Annotated in this window: 14 protein-coding genes and 1 pseudogene; 2 read left to right on the top strand and 13 right to left on the bottom strand. The window is 62.1% G+C overall.

Features of this window, described 5'->3' with window-relative positions; genetic code table 11:
* Window positions 1-38 precede the first annotated feature (38 nt).
* The 9 genes and pseudogenes from JMY28_RS12590 to JMY28_RS12550 all read right to left on the bottom strand — a co-directional run bounded on the left by JMY28_RS12590 (window position 39) and on the right by JMY28_RS12550 (window position 8,778).
* Window positions 39-938: a LysR family transcriptional regulator gene (locus JMY28_RS12590; RefSeq protein ID WP_201696252.1), complete on the bottom strand. Its 900-nt coding sequence runs from the start codon at window positions 936-938 to the stop codon at window positions 39-41.
* Window positions 939-1,047: 109 nt separating this feature from the next.
* Complete coding sequence (locus tag JMY28_RS12585) at window positions 1,048-1,893, bottom strand: BKACE family enzyme (protein WP_236596821.1); 846 nt, start codon at window positions 1,891-1,893, stop codon at window positions 1,048-1,050.
* A gap of 291 nt (window positions 1,894-2,184) precedes the next feature.
* Window positions 2,185-3,216, bottom strand: a complete 1,032-nt coding sequence (locus JMY28_RS12580) for a glyoxalase/bleomycin resistance/dioxygenase family protein (RefSeq protein ID WP_236596820.1) — start codon at window positions 3,214-3,216, stop codon at window positions 2,185-2,187.
* Window positions 3,217-3,238: 22 nt separating this feature from the next.
* Window positions 3,239-3,566 (bottom strand): annotated as a pseudogene (locus JMY28_RS12575) (alpha-hydroxy-acid oxidizing protein); the annotation flags it as partial.
* A 28-nt stretch (window positions 3,567-3,594) separates the two neighbouring features.
* Window positions 3,595-4,746, bottom strand: coding sequence for a methyl-accepting chemotaxis protein (locus JMY28_RS12570; protein ID WP_201696251.1), 1,152 nt, complete (start codon window positions 4,744-4,746; stop codon window positions 3,595-3,597).
* Between the two features lie 49 nt (window positions 4,747-4,795).
* Window positions 4,796-5,383 (bottom strand): nuclear transport factor 2 family protein, encoded by a 588-nt coding sequence (locus tag JMY28_RS12565; protein ID WP_201696250.1) that lies wholly within the window; start codon window positions 5,381-5,383, stop codon window positions 4,796-4,798.
* Between the two features lie 53 nt (window positions 5,384-5,436).
* Window positions 5,437-6,225, bottom strand: a complete 789-nt coding sequence (locus tag JMY28_RS12560; protein ID WP_201696249.1) for an alpha/beta fold hydrolase — start codon at window positions 6,223-6,225, stop codon at window positions 5,437-5,439.
* Between the two features lie 65 nt (window positions 6,226-6,290).
* A complete protein-coding gene (locus JMY28_RS12555) occupies window positions 6,291-7,373 on the bottom strand; it encodes a porin (protein WP_201696248.1) in 1,083 nt (360 codons plus the stop codon).
* Window positions 7,374-7,437: 64 nt separating this feature from the next.
* Window positions 7,438-8,778: an MFS transporter gene (locus JMY28_RS12550; RefSeq protein ID WP_201696247.1), complete on the bottom strand. Its 1,341-nt coding sequence runs from the start codon at window positions 8,776-8,778 to the stop codon at window positions 7,438-7,440.
* 124 nt (window positions 8,779-8,902) lie between these two features.
* Between JMY28_RS12550 and JMY28_RS12545 the strand changes: the two genes are divergently transcribed.
* A complete protein-coding gene (locus JMY28_RS12545; protein ID WP_201696246.1) occupies window positions 8,903-9,799 on the top strand; it encodes a LysR family transcriptional regulator in 897 nt (298 codons plus the stop codon).
* Window positions 9,800-9,817: 18 nt separating this feature from the next.
* Here the strand turns inward: JMY28_RS12545 and JMY28_RS12540 are convergent, their stop codons facing one another.
* The 4 genes from JMY28_RS12540 to JMY28_RS12525 all read right to left on the bottom strand — a co-directional run bounded on the left by JMY28_RS12540 (window position 9,818) and on the right by JMY28_RS12525 (window position 14,877).
* Window positions 9,818-11,086 carry an MFS transporter gene (locus tag JMY28_RS12540; RefSeq protein ID WP_201696245.1) on the bottom strand — a complete coding sequence of 423 codons (1,269 nt, stop codon included), beginning with the start codon at window positions 11,084-11,086 and terminating at the stop codon, window positions 9,818-9,820.
* 170 nt (window positions 11,087-11,256) lie between these two features.
* Window positions 11,257-12,894, bottom strand: a complete 1,638-nt coding sequence (gene mhpA, locus JMY28_RS12535; protein WP_201696244.1) for a bifunctional 3-(3-hydroxy-phenyl)propionate/3-hydroxycinnamic acid hydroxylase MhpA — start codon at window positions 12,892-12,894, stop codon at window positions 11,257-11,259.
* Between the two features lie 115 nt (window positions 12,895-13,009).
* Window positions 13,010-13,954 carry a VOC family protein gene (locus tag JMY28_RS12530; protein WP_201696243.1) on the bottom strand — a complete coding sequence of 315 codons (945 nt, stop codon included), beginning with the start codon at window positions 13,952-13,954 and terminating at the stop codon, window positions 13,010-13,012.
* Window positions 13,955-14,028: 74 nt separating this feature from the next.
* Complete coding sequence (locus JMY28_RS12525; protein WP_201696242.1) at window positions 14,029-14,877, bottom strand: fumarylacetoacetate hydrolase family protein; 849 nt, start codon at window positions 14,875-14,877, stop codon at window positions 14,029-14,031.
* A gap of 166 nt (window positions 14,878-15,043) precedes the next feature.
* Here JMY28_RS12525 and JMY28_RS12520 point away from each other — a divergent pair, with 166 nt between their 5' ends.
* Window positions 15,044-15,754, top strand: coding sequence for a TetR/AcrR family transcriptional regulator (locus JMY28_RS12520; protein WP_201696241.1), 711 nt, complete (start codon window positions 15,044-15,046; stop codon window positions 15,752-15,754).
* The last annotated feature ends 84 nt before the right edge of the window (window positions 15,755-15,838 follow it).

Raw genomic sequence — 15,838 nt, 5'->3', positions numbered from 1 at the left:
CTTGTGATACTGCGCCATAACGATTCGTGACACCCCGGCTACTGCCGTTGCTTGCGCATGAGACGCCCGATCTGCTCGCGCAGCCAGCGATGCGCGGGGTCCGCCGTCACGCTGCGGTGCCAGTAGCCATGTGTCTCGAGATCGGGAAGATCGAACGGCAGCGTCAGAATACGCGCGTCATAGCGCTTGAGCAGCATAAGCGGCGCGGTCAGGACGAGATCGGTGCGCATCGCGATCAAGGGCGCGACGAGGTAGTGCTGCACGCGGGTCTGGATGGTGCGCCTCACGCCCAGCTTGTTGAGTTCCGCGTCGACGAGACCGGGCCCCTGCCGGCGGCTGGACACATGAATATGGCCGAAGCGCAGGTAGTCGTCGATCGTGAGCTTCTTCTTCGCGAACGGATGCTCGTTGCGCACCATGCACGCGTAGCGGTCGCCGCCCAGCGGCTCCTGCTCGAGGTACGGGTCGTCGATGAGGGGCGCGTCGATCGCAAGATGGACCGCGCCGCTCGCGAGCGCTTCGGCAACGTCGCGGCGGGCCGTGAAGTAGCTTTCGACGCGGATGCCGGGCGCGAGACGCTGCAGCACGTCTTGCAGTGCAGGCAGCAGCAATGCCTCGGTCAGGTCGTTCATGCTGAGCCGGAAGGTCCGTTCAGACGAAGCCGGATCGAAACGTTCGCCGGCGTGGGTGCTCGAATCGAGCAGTTGAAGCGCCTCACGCACGGGGCCGATGATGTTCTCGGAAACCGGCGTGGGCATCATGCCGGCCGGCGTGCTGACGAAGAGCGGATCGTCGAATGCCAGGCGCATGCGCGCGAGCGCGTTGCTCACGGCGGGCTGCGTGATGAACAGCAGCTCCGCCGCGCGCGTGAGGTTGCGCGTTCGATAGACGGCTTCGAAAACGACGAAGAGATTTAAATCGACTTTGGATGGGCGCATGGCCCGAGCCTAACCGCCCAGTCGCAATGACGTCAATCGAGGGCGCAATCGGGAACCCCGCATCGCATGACGTCGTGGCCGTGAGTGGCGAGCACCTCGCGGCCCCCGCCTACGCCACAGGTTTGAGCGCCAGGATTTCGCGAGCCTCTTTCGCCGTGGCGACCGGGCGGCCATATTCGCCGCACAGCGAGGCCACCCGTCCAACCAGCTGGGCATTGCTCTTCGCAAGCGTGTCTTTGTCCCAACGCACGTTATCTTCCAGGCCCGTACGACAGTGGCCGCCCATTTCGAGCGTCCAGCGGTTCACCTCCAGCTGATGACGTCCAATACCGGCCGCAGTCCAGGTCGCCGTGGGCAGCAGCTTGTTCAGTTGTGCCACTTCGAATTCGAGGATTTCGCGTCGGGCCGGCAATGCGTTCTTTACGCCGAACACGAACTGCACGTGGACAGGTTCCTTCAGCAGACCTTGCTGAACAAGATCCACGGTGCTGTAAAGCATTGCCAGATCGAAGATTTCGATTTCGGGCTTCACATCGAGGTCTAGCATCGTCTGCGCAAGCGAGCGCACGAAATCCGGCGGGTTTTCATAGACGATAGTCGGGAAGTTCACCGAGCCGGTTGCGAGCGATGCCATGTCCGGCCGCAAATCCAGCATGGCGCCGCGCTGTTCGAACGACCGGCCTCGCCCTCCCGTCGAAAACTGGACGATGATATCCGGGCAGTGCTTGCGGATGCCTTCCTGTAGCGCTGCGAAGCGGCTGCGGTCGGAACTGGAGCGCTCCTCTTCGTCACGCACATGCAGATGCACAAGTGTCGCGCCCGCTTCGTAGGCCTCATGCGTACTTTCGATCTGCTCGGGCACCGAGATCGGTACAGCCGGATTGTCCTTCTTGCGCGGTACGGAACCCGTAATGGCTACGGAGATGATGCAAGGCTGCTTCAAGGTCGAACTCATCGCGACACCTTCTTCAAAGTACAGACGTCTGGCTGTTTGCGTCGCTGCATGCCGATCGCTCCGATGTCGCTTGATGCAAACCGCTTCACCGACTAGTCGCCCAAGAATAGGCGGACGCCGCTCAGACAGCAATATTTCGAGTGGCGGTGGCGCGCGATAATCGCACGCACGTGTGCGATAAACGCTCACTTTTCGGGTTTGCACCAAGCGCCGGTGTCTTTCTCCACAGCCTCATCGAATTGCGCTCACATAGGGTTGAGATTGCCCATGCGTGCAGCCGTGCGCGCAACTTCAAAACGCACCGCTTCGCGAATCGGCGCCCTTTTGATAATGGTGGTTGGTCTGTTGCGGATTCCGGTTGACCAGTGGCCGCGCGTAAAGCGGATGATGCAAACTCCGCACTTCGTGTTCGAGTTCGAAGCAACGCGCTCCCGATGCCGGATTCACGATGTTGGCAAACCGGAACTGGTGTGGCTCTTCACCATAAACCACGCCATGCTCGGCCAGACGCGCGTACGGCTCGGAAAAGCGAGCGGCGTAAATAGCGATGTGATGCCCGTCGTAGTCTGGAATCGTCTCCGGTGTTTCCGCATACAGCAGTTGCTGATGCGTTCCGACGTCGATCACAGCATACGGAAGCCCGTCCTGGTCCTTCACATCGACGGGCGTGTGAAAAACATCCCGATAGAAGTCAGCGATCTGGCCAGCACGACCGACTGGGACATCGAGCTTGACGTAGGCGATTCCCAAATCGATTTTCGACCAGGGCACCGAGACAGGTCGGCGCTGCGGATCGAGGCAGTGATAGCGATTCCCCCACGGACAGGTCACTTCAACGTAGTCGCCGCGCTCGGCCCAACCGAACCGCGTGTCACTGAGCAGCGGGGCAACGGCATGCAATCGCGCGGCGAGCGCATCCAGCTCGCCGACGACGATACCGACACTGCCTCGTAGACACTGCGCCTTTCCGGTCGGCAAATGAATCTGCGATCGACCGATATTGATCCACATATTGCTAACACCGGTCATCATGAACGGGTCCCGCGTGAGCCCGAGTCCGCTGACATAAAAGGTGGTGGCGAGAAGCTGGTCAGGAACCCGAAGATTGACGTGCTCGAGCAGAATCAGGTTACCTGTATCGTCGGCTGCGTAGATGTGGTCCATTGGGTCTGCGTTGTGATCGACGGCTGTTGAAGAAACACGGCGGGAACGGCCCATGCCGAAGACCGGCACGCAAATGGCGAAATAAGGGCCGAATAAGGGGTGGATCCCCTCTCCCAGCGCACAGGCGATGAGACATGCTGCAAAATTATGCCGCACCATGCGCCATGGTTCCGCCTGCGATTCAGGCTCGCATTTTTCCGTCGACTCGTCGAGCCAAACTGCTTACGCCAGGTTCACCGGACCGGCTCACGCCAAGATGCGCCATGTTGCGCATCATCTCGGCGGCGACGATCGCAAACGCGTGCAGGATGCCCGCCTGCCCCGCCACCGCACCGGCATAGTTGAACGGCCTCCCGACGAAGACTGCCCGCGCGCCTGGCGCGTGCGCCATGAGCACGTCACCGCCGCGCCGGAATCCGCTGTCGATCATCACGGGACAGCTGACGCCCGCCATGATTCGACACGATCAGTCCATCGGCCCCAAGCTCGCGTGCGCGCCGGGCATCGTCGGGATTGGGCGCAGGCCAACCAGACGGATCACCTCGGCCCTTCGACCTTGAACTCGCTGAGCATCGTGCGCACCGTAACAACCTGTTCCTCCAACGATTGAGCCGCCGCTGCAGCCTCTTCCACGAGTGCCGCATTCTGTTGTGTCACCTCGTCCATGTTCGCGACGGCCTGCGCAATCTGTTCGATCCCCTGGCTCTGTGTCTCGGAAGCGGACGCTATCTCCTCGACAATCACGGAAAGATGGCCGATCGCCGCCTTGACCTGACCAATCGATGCGCCCACGTCAACGGCTTGCGACGATCCGTTACGCACTAGCGAAGCGGTGTCGCCGATCAGCCCCTTGATTTCCTTCGCCGCAGAAGAAGAGCGTTGCGCAAGCGCCCGAACCTCTCCCGCGACCACCGCGAAGCCGCGCCCCTGATCGCCCGCGCGCGCCGCTTCTACGGCCGCGTTCAGCGCAAGGATGTTGGTCTGGAATGCGATGCCTTCGATCATGCCGGTAATCTCGGATATCCTTATGGACTCCGTATTAATGCGCTCGATCGTGGCAACCATTGCCTGCACGGCGTGGTTTCCCGCGTCAGCGAGGCTGTTGCCCGCGGATGCGAGCTCCTTTGCGCGCAGGACGTTGTCCGAATTCATCTTTACCGCTTGCGTCAGTTGCCCCATGCTCGCTGCGGTTTGCCCCAGAGACGCAGCCTGATTTTCCGTGCGCGCCGACAAATCGAGGTTGCCGGCTGCAATCTCCTGGGTGGCGAGGCTAACCGACTCGGTCGACGCCTGAACCGTCAAAACGGTTTGCTCCAGCCGCTGCATGAACCGGTCGAACCACACTGCCCCGCGTCCGAACTCGTCCATACGGCGAGCCGCCGAACGCCGGGAAAGATCCAGTGTCTCGGCCAGGTACTTGAACGATCGTGCCTGCCGATCCAGGCCATCGCAGACGATGTTACGCAGATGGAAGAACGCGGCGGCCAACAGCAACACCGTGACGGCCGTGGTAAAGAGCAGCAGCCAAGGCAACGTCGGCACGGACGACGCAGGGCGTTCTCCGCCTGACGACATTGAAAACCAGCCGTTGAAAACCGTCAGCAATAGCGGCAGTCCGAAGCCCACGGCCAGCCGGAACTGGACCGTGGGCACGAACTTCTGCGCCTTGTCTCGTTTCCCGCGAAACATTGAAATTCTCCCCGACACCTAGGTTGGATTGCGTGGTCCAAACAGCGCTTCACCGCGCGGGCGCGCTTGACAGCCACTGCTGCGCTTCGGCCTTCATGCCCTTTTCGAGTTCGCTGCCACGGGTCGCGAAAACGCGACTGACTGGAAAGCCGCTCTTCTCAAGCAGATACGCGAGCGCCGCATATTCTCTGGGGTACTGATCAACCGCCTTTTGTTCGATCTCCACGATACCGCCGGGAAACGTAAACGACCCCATGTCGTAAATGCTCTGACGCTTGACGAGCTTCCAGACGCCGTCGCGCCGCTCCACCTTGTCGAAGAATCGATTGTGGGCGGCACACCCCAGGTTCAGCGCAGCGTTGTCGGCGACGATAACGGCGTTCGTCTCGACCAGCGCTCTATCGCCATGGAATGTCACGACGGGCGTGCCGATGAGATGCTTCGTTCTCAGCGCCGATACGCCCATGCGCATCGACCCCTCGATGAAATCGGAAGCCTTGCCTTCAAACCAGGTCACTTCGATCTCACCGTCGGGATGAAACAGGTCGCGCAGCTTGTCCCATTCGCCCAGGTCCCGGTAAATCCATCCAGTAATAAGGTCAGTGATTTGCCAACGATCTTCCAATTGCAACTTCATGTTCGAATTCCTTTTGTTTGGGGGCAGCAGTGCGATGCCCCCGTCAATCGAAGTTATGCCGCCGAGCCTTGACTCGACAGCGTGTTACCGCCGAGGAACCGGCGCAGCACCGCATTAAACGGCTCGCCGGTGCGTTGGGGTGCGTGGCCGCCGCCCTCGATCACGACGCGTTCGCCGCCAAGCTGCGACGCCAGCGCGTCGGTAATGCCCTCATAGGCCGCGCTATGACCGCCGGAAACGTGAAGTTTCGGAAACCGGGCCGCCGCCAGTTCGCGCACGGGCACAATCGCTTCCGACGGCGAACGGAACTGCCGCAGGTGACTCGCAAAAGCGCGCAGCGGTGGGGGCAACGGGTCAGGCAGCGGCCGTGAGGGCTCCAGAATCTTGAAGAGCGTGCGCAGATGCACTTCGTCATCCACAGGCGGGTGCGTGGCAAGACCGAACGTCGCGTAGTGGAACGCCGTGACCCGGGGATCTTCCTTCGCGATGTCGCTCGTGCCTGATTCGATCAGTGTCAGGGACGCCACGCGGCTCACATCCTTCGCTACCGCCAGCATGGCAACGGCAGCGCCATACGAATGCGCGACCACGTGATCGCCATGCTCGATTAGCTCTGCTATGTAACCGGCGTCGCGCTCGAAATCCTCGGTTCCCGGCCACGGGCTCGCGCCGTATCCAGGGCGTGCCGGCATGACAAGACGCCAGGCGTCGCCAAGCGGCCATTGCTCCTGCCACGCCATCGCGCCGCCCACCCCACCGCCATGAATGAACACGACGCGCGGCCCGCGACCGCGTTCGTCAATTACCATCGCGCCCGGACCGCTGTATTGTTTCTCGTCCATTTTCGTCATCCTGCTGTTGCATGTTCGATCTGTCGATTCGACCCATTGCCGATACGGCTCGCGCGTCAGAACCGCGTGGCGAGCCCGATGCGCAGCGCTGTCTGCCGGTTCGAGCTGGAAGGCGAGAGACCATTGATCCACGCATTTGCCTGTCCGTCTCCCCCTGCCTGCTGGAATACGCCCTCCAGATAGACCGTCGTGCGCTTCGAAAGCAGGTACTGCACGGCAGCGGTCACCTGGCTGGCCTTGTTGTGCGCGACCTGCGCGTTGCCTTTCATGTACTGGTAGTTCGTCCCGATGAGCCACGCGTCATTAAGCCAGCGCATGATCCCGGCCTGAATGACCCAAACCTCGCCACCCGTCAGCGTGTTTTTCGTATCGGTGAAAAGCAGGTTGTAACGGTTGCCGAGTCCGTCGTACCGCGCACCGAAGCCGTAGTTGCGAATGCCCTCCTGGCCGTTGGCCAGTTCGGGATAATGGGCGTCGACATACGCGCCGCCCACGGAAATCGCGCCCGCCGTATAGCTTGCCGTAAAGCCCACCGTGCGGTCGGCCTGAAACGAGCCCGCAACGCCGCCGAAGCCGTACATGGCGCCCGCCGAAAATCCAGCGAGATTGGGCGTCATGTACTTGACCGAATTCTGAACACGGTGCGCGCCGCCCACGTTGTCGAATTCGAATGCGCCCGTTGGATTCTCGGGCACGCCAAGCTTCGCAAACGGCCCTTGCCGCAGGTTATAGAGGCCGCCGTATGCGTAGCTCGCGTCGTAGCCGCCGTAGAACAGCGTATCGGTCATGAAGTCGTACTGGTTGCCAGCCGTGACGGTGCCATATCGATCATTGGTCAGTCCGAGGTACGCATTGCGTCCGAATAGCGAACCGGCCGGCATCGAAGCGCCCGTGCCCAGGTTGAACTGCGAAACCAGGTTGAAAATGGCCTTTGTGCCGCCGCCCAGCTCTTCCGATCCCTTGATCCCAAAGAGACTTGGATAGAGGATCGAGTTGTCGAGCTTGTAGTTATGGCTTCCCTGTTCGTTGGTCACGAAGGTAAAACCCTCGTCGAGCAACCCGTAGAGGGTTGCGCTGCCTTGTGCGTGTGCGCCGAGCGTCACACACGCGAGAGATACTGCCGCTGCCAGCTTCTTCATTGATGTCTCCAGGTTATTTATTATCGTTTCGCCGGATGCAGGCCCCACCACGCCCGCCCCGGCTTCAGTTCACCGCTTTGCCGCGATACAGGCGCCCCGTTGCCGACATCGCCACAGCGGCGACCAGCGCGGGCAGCGCAAAAACAGGGAAGGCAATGCGGGGCGACTGCAGCAGCGCGAGCAGCACGCCGCCCGTCATCGAGCCGATGATCGACCCCACCCGCCCGACGCCTAGCGCCCAGCTCACGCCGGTCGCGCGGGCCCGCGTCTCATAGAAACCCGCCACCAGGACGTTCGCGCCGGTCTGCGCGCCAGAGAGTCCGAGACCAGAAAACCACACGGCAAGCGCGAGCAGCCAGGGGTTGCCCATCGCCGGGCCGATGCAGGCGATCGCGGCCGCCGCCACTACGTAGGAAGCGCTGAGCACAACGAATGGATTGATCCGCCGCATCAAAGCCGCATTGATCAGCGCGCCTACCGTGCCGCTCACCGGCAGCAGCGAGCTCACCTGGGCGGCGCGCGCGGCGCTCATGCCCGAGTCGGCGAGTACCGAAGGCAGCCAGCTGCTGATCTGGTAGTAGACCCACAGCGTGCAGAAGAACGCCACCCACAGCAGCAGCGTGCCCATACGGTAGTGCGCATTGAAGAGCGTTGCCGCAGGACGCTTCGAATCTTCCGGTGTGGAGCGCCCCGACATCGCTTGCTCGAGGTTGCTGAGCGCAATAGCAGCGTCGCCACTCAGTCGGTCGAGGAGGCGCTGGGCCTCGCCTGCATACCTGCGCTTTCCCAGCATGAAGCGCAGCGATTCCGGCAGCAGCAACCAGAGCACCGGCGCAAGCACCAGCGGCGCGATGCCGCCCGCCACAAATACGCCACGCCAGCCATATGCTGGCATGATCAGCGCAGCAAGCTGACCGCCAAATGCGAGGCCAATCGTGAAGCCGCAAAACATCAGCGTGACGAGGATCGGGCGGTGACGCTCCGGGCTGAACTCCGAACTCAGCGTGATCGCCGTCGGCATGCCGCCGCCGAGCCCCACTCCTGTGAGGAACCGCAACGCGATGAACCAGCCGGCTGCGGGCGCTGCCGACGTGAGCAGGCTGCCGATACCAAAGAGGATCACCGAAATGACAATGGTCCGCTTGCGGCCGATGCGGTCCGCAAGCGGACCGAACACGAAACTGCCGACCGTCAGGCCGAGAAGACCCGCGCCAAAAATCGCCCCGAGTTGCTGCGGCTCCAGAAGCCACTCGCGCTTGAGCAGCGGCGCGACGTAGCCTGCGGACGCGACGTCGAACCCGTCCATGCCGACGACCATGAAGCAAAGAATCAGGACAATAATTTGCAATCCTGATGTTTTTCTTCCGTTGATCAGATTTTCCACTGTGATTGCACTGCCCGACATGGGTTGTCTCCTGATGTTTATGCCGCGTTCTGTTCGCGGTCGATTGCCCGGATGCAAAGTTATACGCATCAGCGTCATAAATCTATACAATGAATTTCATATAGAAAATGAATTGGGTGCATAGATGAGACAGCCGGATTTGAACAGCCTGTATGTCATCGAAGCGCTCGCAGAGGAGCGCAGCGTTTCCCGCGCCGCCGACCGGCTCGGCCTCACGCAACCTGCTGTCAGCCACGCGCTGGCACGTCAGCGCAACTTCTTCCAGGATGACCTGTTCGTGCGGGCCGGCGCCGTCATGGCGCCCACGCCCGTTGGAGAACAAGTCATCGAAGGTGTGCAGCGCGCGCTGGCCGTCATCAGGCAGGACATCTGGACAGCGAAATCTTTCGACGCCGCGAGCACGACTCGCACGTTTTCGGTGTGCCTGAGCGACATGGGCGTCATCGTCCTGTTGCCAAGACTGCTCGCCGCGCTGCATGCGCAGGCGCCTGGCGCCACACTGCGCCCGATCCAGATGCCGCCTGCCGAACTGGCCTCCGCTTTGCAGGACGGTGCGGTGGATCTCGCGGTGGGCTATCTGGGACGGCTCGGCGAGAACCTGCATCAGCAGGCGCTCTTCACCCGGCCGCTGGTTGGCATCATTCGTGGAAGCGGCAAGCGCAAGACGGTGAAAATGTCGCTCGACCAATTCATTGCGAGCCGGCATGTCGTGTCCGCAACGCTTGCCCTGACCAACCAGGTGCTCGAAAAGGAGTTGCGCCGCCACGGCGTGAAACTCAAGGTCGGCGTTGACGTCCCTTACCTCCTGGCCGTACCCAGCCTCGTTGCCAATTCCGACTACATCGCTGTGGTGCCCGAAGAATTGGCCGACCTGTTTTCCCGGCTTGCAGCCGTCGACGTCTTTTCTCCGCCCATTGCGCTGGAGGACTTGACGGTGCAGCAGTTCTGGCACGCGCGATACCACAACGACGCGGGCCACCGCTGGTTCCGCGCACTGGTGGCGAGTACGCTCCGGCAGTGAAAGCCGAACGCTGAGCGCTCACGACGCATCGCTAGTTGCCGGAGCATTCGCGGCACCCTGCCTCTCCGCACGCACAGGCGCGGTCTCCTTCAGGTTGAGCACGACGATGAGCCCAATGGCAAGCGCTATGAAACCGAGTGTCATGATGTACTGGATGCCAAAGTGCTTGGCGACATAGCCAGAAATCGCGGGCGCAACGCCGCCGCCAAAAACCTCGCCCACTCCGACAACGAGTCCGGATGCCGTCGACATCAGTTTTGCGGGTACCGATTCGGCGCTCAACGGCCCCACGGTCAACGTGATCATGCTGAAGACAAATAGCAGCGTGAGCATCAGGTAGAAAAACAGCGCTGTGGCGTTCGGGCCCGTGCGCGTGAGCAGTGTGAGGAAGATGGCCGCGCCAATCACCGAGACGATCATCACTGGCTTGCGGCCAAGGCGGTCTGAGAGCGCCGGCATCGTCACGGTGCCCAGCATGCCGCCGAAACCGATGGCCGACAGCACATAGCCCATCTGCTGCATTTCCAGATGCAGATAGTCCACGAGGTAGCTCGGCAGCAGCGCCGTCAGCACGACGAGGCAGGTCAGCCAGCAGAACATGCCGACAATATTCAGCGGGATGTTGCGGTAGCGAAACACGTCGCTCCATCGGTGCCCGGTGGCGTCGTGCGTCATGGTGTGAACGGCGGCGCCAGATGCCTTCGTATTGCGCAGAGTCTTCCAGAGCAGCAGCGCGACGACGAGACCCGGAATGGATACGATGGCGAAGATCGAATGCCAGGGCATGACCTTCAGCAACTGCGTCACGACGATCGGCGCGAGTCCCAGCCCGAAGAGGGGCAGCGCCATCTGCTGGATGCCGACGTTGCGCCCGTGCCGGCTCGGCCGCGACGCATCGATGGTCGCGACGATGCTCGCTGGCGTGAATGCGCCTTCGGCGAGCCCCATCACCGCGCGGATCAGGATCAACGTGCCGAGACCCGTGGCGAGCCCGCTCAGCCCCGCGAGCAGCGAGAACATGACGATCGCCGGAATGATCACCTTGCGATGCCCGACCCGATCGGACAGGTTTCCCATGAACACGGCGGAAAAGCCCCATGCGACTGAGAGCGCCCCGGTGATATAGCCAAGATCCTGGTAGTCGAGATGCAGGTCCTTCATCATGACCGGAAAGAGCGGCATGATCATGAACCGGTCGATGCCCACCAGCCCGAACCCGAGTGAAAGAAGGAGTACGGCCTTCCATTCGTACGCGGTGTCCCACCGCGAGGTGCTTGTGCTTTCCATGTCCACGTCTCCTGGTTGATGTCTGTTGTAGGGCGACCCGCGGGTATACGACAATGCCGCCCATTTTTATTTCGTTATCCTACGTTTTTACGATGCACTGACTTTCGTTATCGATCGACCACTAGCGCCCTGGCGGAAGAAGCGCCGCTCCTTCCGCCGCTCCCCTTATGTCAGGCCTGGGCGCTTGCAAGGCAGTCCTGCCCGGCGCCATGCCCGGCCTTGAGCGCCAGCCCAGCGGCGAGCATGCCAACGAGCCCGGACAGCTCCGTCAACGAACCCACGGCGCCGAACACGTAGTAGTCAGGGCGCACGATCAGCGCCTTTGCGCCGTGCTCGTTGAAGAAGGCCTCGTACTTCCCGCTTACGTCGAACAACACCCGGCCTGCGGCGACCCGGCTTTCGTCATGCGTAATGCCGATCGTCTGCGCGCCGATCAGGGCCAGCACTTTTCGCGCTTGTTCGTCCAGATAGAGGTCGGGGTCCGCATCGAGCGCGATCACGTGAAAGCCGTTCGGCATGGCGTCGTCGTAACGCATGACTTCGCCGTCGTTTCGCACCTGACCATGCACGCAAAGTTGACCGCCTATGCCCCCGATAGCCGAATTCTGATCGGCACGAATGAGCCCGTCGGTCAGCCCGGGGAATGGCGGCAGCGCCGGCACCTGGCCCGACAGATAAGCCTCGTCGCGCTGCGCGGCTTCCTGTGGGTCCGAGATGCACACGACCTTGCCCATGGCGATCGAGGCGTCGATGACGGCACGAACCTGAGGGCGCCGCTCGGGCGTATAGCCGTCGAGCAGGTCGGCTGAGGCAATGCCCTTGAGCACGAGGTCGAGGCGCCACGCGAGATTCCACGTGTCGCGCAGGCCCGAGCACATGCCCTGTCCCATGAACGGCGGCATCTGGTGAGCCGCGTCGCCGGCGAGCAGCACGCGAGACTTGCGCCACGTTTCGGCGATCAGCGAGCGGAACGTGTAGACCGCGTAGCGCACCAGCGTGGCGCGATCCGGTCCGACCCAGGGTGAGAGCAGCTCCCACACCTTTTCGGGCTTCTGCAGATCTTCAAGCGTTTCGTGCGGCAGGCGCATGAACTCCCAGCGCCGGTAGCCAGGGCCGCCGGGGACCATCGTGGTCGGGCGCGCCGGATTGCACCACTGACCGATGTCGGGCACGTCGAGCTTCACACCCTCGTTCGGTTTCAGGTCGATGACGAGCCAGTCTTCCTGGAATCCCAGGTCTTCGAAGGTCACGCCCAGCGAGCGGCGCACGAAGCTGTTGGCGCCGTCTGCCCCCACGACGTAGCGGGCGCGGACCGTGCGCGTCTCACCGGTTGTGAGCCAGGTCCCGTCCGTCATGCGTCCCTGCTTGAGGACTACCTCGCAGCAATCGGGCAATTGGCGAAGCTCGACCGCTTCCCAGCCCTGATTGACCGAGACGTTCGGTAACGATTTGGCCTTGCGGTCGAGCAGCGCCTCGAGCGAAGGCTGGTTGAACAGATACCCAACGGGGCCGTCGCTGATCGATTCCGCGGACCAGTCGATTTCCACGAGCGTTTTCCAGTCGGCGTTGAACCACTGGTAGGTTGCGGATGGCTGGGAGATCGATTCGACGTCCTCACCAATTCCCATAGCATGAAAGACACGCCGGATTTCGTGATCGTGAAACACCGCGCGGGGCAGCGGATAGAGCGCGGGCCAGCGGTCGAAAACCGCGACATCGTAGCCGCGCTCGCCGAGCAAAATGGACAGCGACTGCCCGACAGGGCCGTAACCGATGATGACGACGTCGAGAAGATTCTGGTCAGCCATTTGAGTTCACCTGCAAAAAAGCGAGTCGTGCCCTGGCACCAGGTCATCTGGCGGCCATCCAGTGCACATCCGTGAGAGAGAGTTCGTTCAGCCTTGCGGCTTAACGCCTGTAGCCCTATGCGGGGGCTTCGGTGTTGTGAATGAAGTTTCCGGGTACCGCCGGTCCCCAGAGGTACAGCGAATCCTCGGGCGCAAAGTCGCCTGCGGGCCATGCGTGGCCGGCCGACACGAAATCGATATCGGCCGAGTATTCACAGAACGAGCCCCAGGGGTCTTCAACGTAGTGAAAGTAGTTCGAACCGAGGACGTGTCGCCCCGTGCCCCAGCCCTTCGTGTAGCCGGCTGCCGCCATTTGCGACGCGCCCTCGCCGACGAGGTTCACGTTGTCCACGTCCCACGCCGCGTGGTGCCAGCCGCGCGCGCTGCTTTTCGCAAATGCGACCAGGTGGTGATCGCTACCGTGCGGGGCGTGCGTGAAGGCGATGATGTCGCGCGAGCGGTCGGAGAGCCGCAGGCCCAGCGCCTTGCCGTAAAACTCGAGTGCGCGCGGCACGTCCGGCGTAAAGAGCAGCACATGCGAAAGACGCCGCGGCCGCACCATTTTCGATTCGGATCGGGTGTGCGAACCACGCTCGTCGGCCACGCTGCCGGCGAGCACGCATGGGCGCTTGGAAGACGGGCTGGTTTTCGGTCCGGCCTTCACCTGGATGAGATTGCCATCGGGATCGAGGAACCAGAAACCCTGGGGATCGGGTACCGGTTCGTCCATCGCGACGATGCCTGCCGCCTGCACCTGGGCGCGCAAGGCGTCCAGATCGGCTTCGAAGCAGTTGAAACTGAGCCACGCGAGGGATTTGGACGACGCAGGCAAAATGCGCGCCCAACGATGGCCGTCGGCAGCCCGCAACGCCAACTCGCTCGCTTGCGGGCCTGCCGTCGCGACGTCGAGACCAAACGCGCGATAGAACCTCGCGGCATCGTCTATCGAGGGAACATTGAGCGCGAAGTGATCGATCGAATGCACGCTGGCACGTGCAGAAACGACTACCGGGTCGGACATGACCGTCTCCTTGAATCTGGCGATGCGCCGGCTCTACGGCCGGCTCGTGGAAATTGCGCGGCTTATTGCGCGATTCAATGCGCGGCTTCGTCGGCAACCACGTTCCTGAGCGTGCCGATCTTCTCGACGCTCACTTCGCACACGTCGCCCGCCTTCATCAGCAGCTTCGGATTGCGCGCCCAGCCGATGCCCGCCGGCGTGCCCGACACGATCACATCGCCCGCTTCGAGCGTGATCGCTTCGCTGATGATGCTAATGAGGCTCGCGACATCGAAGACCATGTCGTCCGTGCTCGCCGACTGCACCACTTCGCCGTTCAGACGCGTTTCGAGGCGCAGGCCCTTCACGCCGGGCGGCAGTTCGTCGGCGGTCACGAGATCGGGCCCAAACGCGCCGGTGCCGTCGAAGTTCTTGCCCACCGTCCATTGCGGCGTTTTGAACTGGTACTCGCGCACGGAACCGTCGTTGAAGACGGAATAGCCGGCCACGTGCGACAGCGCGTCTTCCTTGCCGATATGGCGGCCGCCCTTGCCCAGAATCACGGCGATCTCGCCCTCGAAGTCGAGCCCTTCGGAATCGGTCACGCTCGGGCGGATCATGGGTTGGTCGTGCGCGATCAGACTAGTCGCAACGCGGAAAAACAGCGTCGGGTAGTCCGGTTGCTTGTACTGGCTCTCGGAAGTGTGATCGGCGAAATTCAGACCGACGCAGATGATCTTCGGCGGACGCCGCAGCGGCGGCAGCAGCTTCAGTTCGCTCGCCGCGAGGCGCTCCTGGCTGCCCCCATTGCTTGCGTAATCGGCAAGATTCACGCCGAGGGCCAACAGCGATTCCAGCGTCCCCTCTCCCAGCACGCGCACCGCATCACCTTCGCGCACGCCCAGCGTCGCCCTGCCGTTTCGTTCAAAACTGACCAATCGCATTTCCATCTCCTGTTGCTCGCCGTGGTGTTGCTGAGCACCCGGCTATGAATTGACATATTTGTCAATTCAGAATTCTAGTTGATTTGATAAAATCGTCAACTAGAATCGGGATAAGGAAAAACCCGGATGAGGCGCGTCACGAGACGCCGAATGAACTGGAGAAAAAATGAAGGCTCCGATTGAGAACTACCAGAGCCGCGCAGGCGCGTTACGCCGGGAAAAGACGCGCAACAAGCTGATCGAGAGCGCACTTGCCGTTTTCGCCGAAAAAGGCCCCGACGCGCCGATGATCGATGACTTCATCGCCGCCGCCGGCGTGGCGCGTGGAACGTTCTACAACTACTTCAGGACTACTGGCGAATTGCTCGCGGCCGTTGCTGGCGAGACCAGCGACGAAGTGCTCAGCGTGATCGACCCGCTGGTGCAGGAAGTGAGCGACCCCGCGCAGCGCGTGGTGACGGGCTCACGGCTTTACATGCTGATGGCGGCACGTTATCCGCTGTGGGGCGCCTTCATTACGCGAGTAGGCACACGGCGCGGCTCGCGCGGCCGCCTGCTCGACGAATACCTCACACGCGATTTGCAGACGGCCATCGATTCGGGGCGGTTGCACGTCGGCCATGTGACGGTTGCGCGCGACATCGCGCTCGGGTCGATCATGTACGGCATCGAAACGCTACTCTCCGGCGAAGCGCCCGAGGACTATACCGAGCAGTCGATGTTTGCGCTGTTGCAGGCTTTCGGTGTCGGCGCGGAGGAAGCGCGCAAGATGGCGTGGGAACCGCTTGGCGATTGCCCGGAGCCGCGCGGGGCCATCTTCGAGCGGGTCCGCCGCGTGAACCAGGCTCAGACGCAACTGAATCCTGAGAATGGCTAAGTAATCGAACTGGCAAGGCAGGGCTGCCACGCAAGGTGCTAGCCGAACGTACCATCCCCCATCGCGGCAATCACGGGCGCATCT

This window comes from Paraburkholderia hiiakae (assembly GCF_904848665.1).
Classification (GTDB): Bacteria; Pseudomonadota; Gammaproteobacteria; order Burkholderiales; family Burkholderiaceae; genus Paraburkholderia; species Paraburkholderia hiiakae.
The sequence above is the reverse complement of the archived record's forward strand: the minus strand, read 5'-3'. Positions and strand labels throughout refer to the sequence as shown.

Coding starts and splice junctions, on each gene's coding strand:
- JMY28_RS12590 (WP_201696252.1), bottom strand. CDS start 938: ATGCGCCCATCCAAAGTCGATTTAAATCTCTTCGTCGTTTTCGAAGCC.
- JMY28_RS12585 (WP_236596821.1), bottom strand. CDS start 1,893: ATGAGTTCGACCTTGAAGCAGCCTTGCATCATCTCCGTAGCCATTACG.
- JMY28_RS12580 (WP_236596820.1), bottom strand. CDS start 3,216: ATGGTGCGGCATAATTTTGCAGCATGTCTCATCGCCTGTGCGCTGGGA.
- JMY28_RS12570 (WP_201696251.1), bottom strand. CDS start 4,746: ATGTTTCGCGGGAAACGAGACAAGGCGCAGAAGTTCGTGCCCACGGTC.
- JMY28_RS12565 (WP_201696250.1), bottom strand. CDS start 5,383: ATGAAGTTGCAATTGGAAGATCGTTGGCAAATCACTGACCTTATTACT.
- JMY28_RS12560 (WP_201696249.1), bottom strand. CDS start 6,225: ATGGACGAGAAACAATACAGCGGTCCGGGCGCGATGGTAATTGACGAA.
- JMY28_RS12555 (WP_201696248.1), bottom strand. CDS start 7,373: ATGAAGAAGCTGGCAGCGGCAGTATCTCTCGCGTGTGTGACGCTCGGC.
- JMY28_RS12550 (WP_201696247.1), bottom strand. CDS start 8,778: ATGTCGGGCAGTGCAATCACAGTGGAAAATCTGATCAACGGAAGAAAA.
- JMY28_RS12545 (WP_201696246.1), top strand. CDS start 8,903: ATGAGACAGCCGGATTTGAACAGCCTGTATGTCATCGAAGCGCTCGCA.
- JMY28_RS12540 (WP_201696245.1), bottom strand. CDS start 11,086: ATGGAAAGCACAAGCACCTCGCGGTGGGACACCGCGTACGAATGGAAG.
- mhpA (WP_201696244.1), bottom strand. CDS start 12,894: ATGGCTGACCAGAATCTTCTCGACGTCGTCATCATCGGTTACGGCCCT.
- JMY28_RS12530 (WP_201696243.1), bottom strand. CDS start 13,954: ATGTCCGACCCGGTAGTCGTTTCTGCACGTGCCAGCGTGCATTCGATC.
- JMY28_RS12525 (WP_201696242.1), bottom strand. CDS start 14,877: ATGCGATTGGTCAGTTTTGAACGAAACGGCAGGGCGACGCTGGGCGTG.
- JMY28_RS12520 (WP_201696241.1), top strand. CDS start 15,044: ATGAAGGCTCCGATTGAGAACTACCAGAGCCGCGCAGGCGCGTTACGC.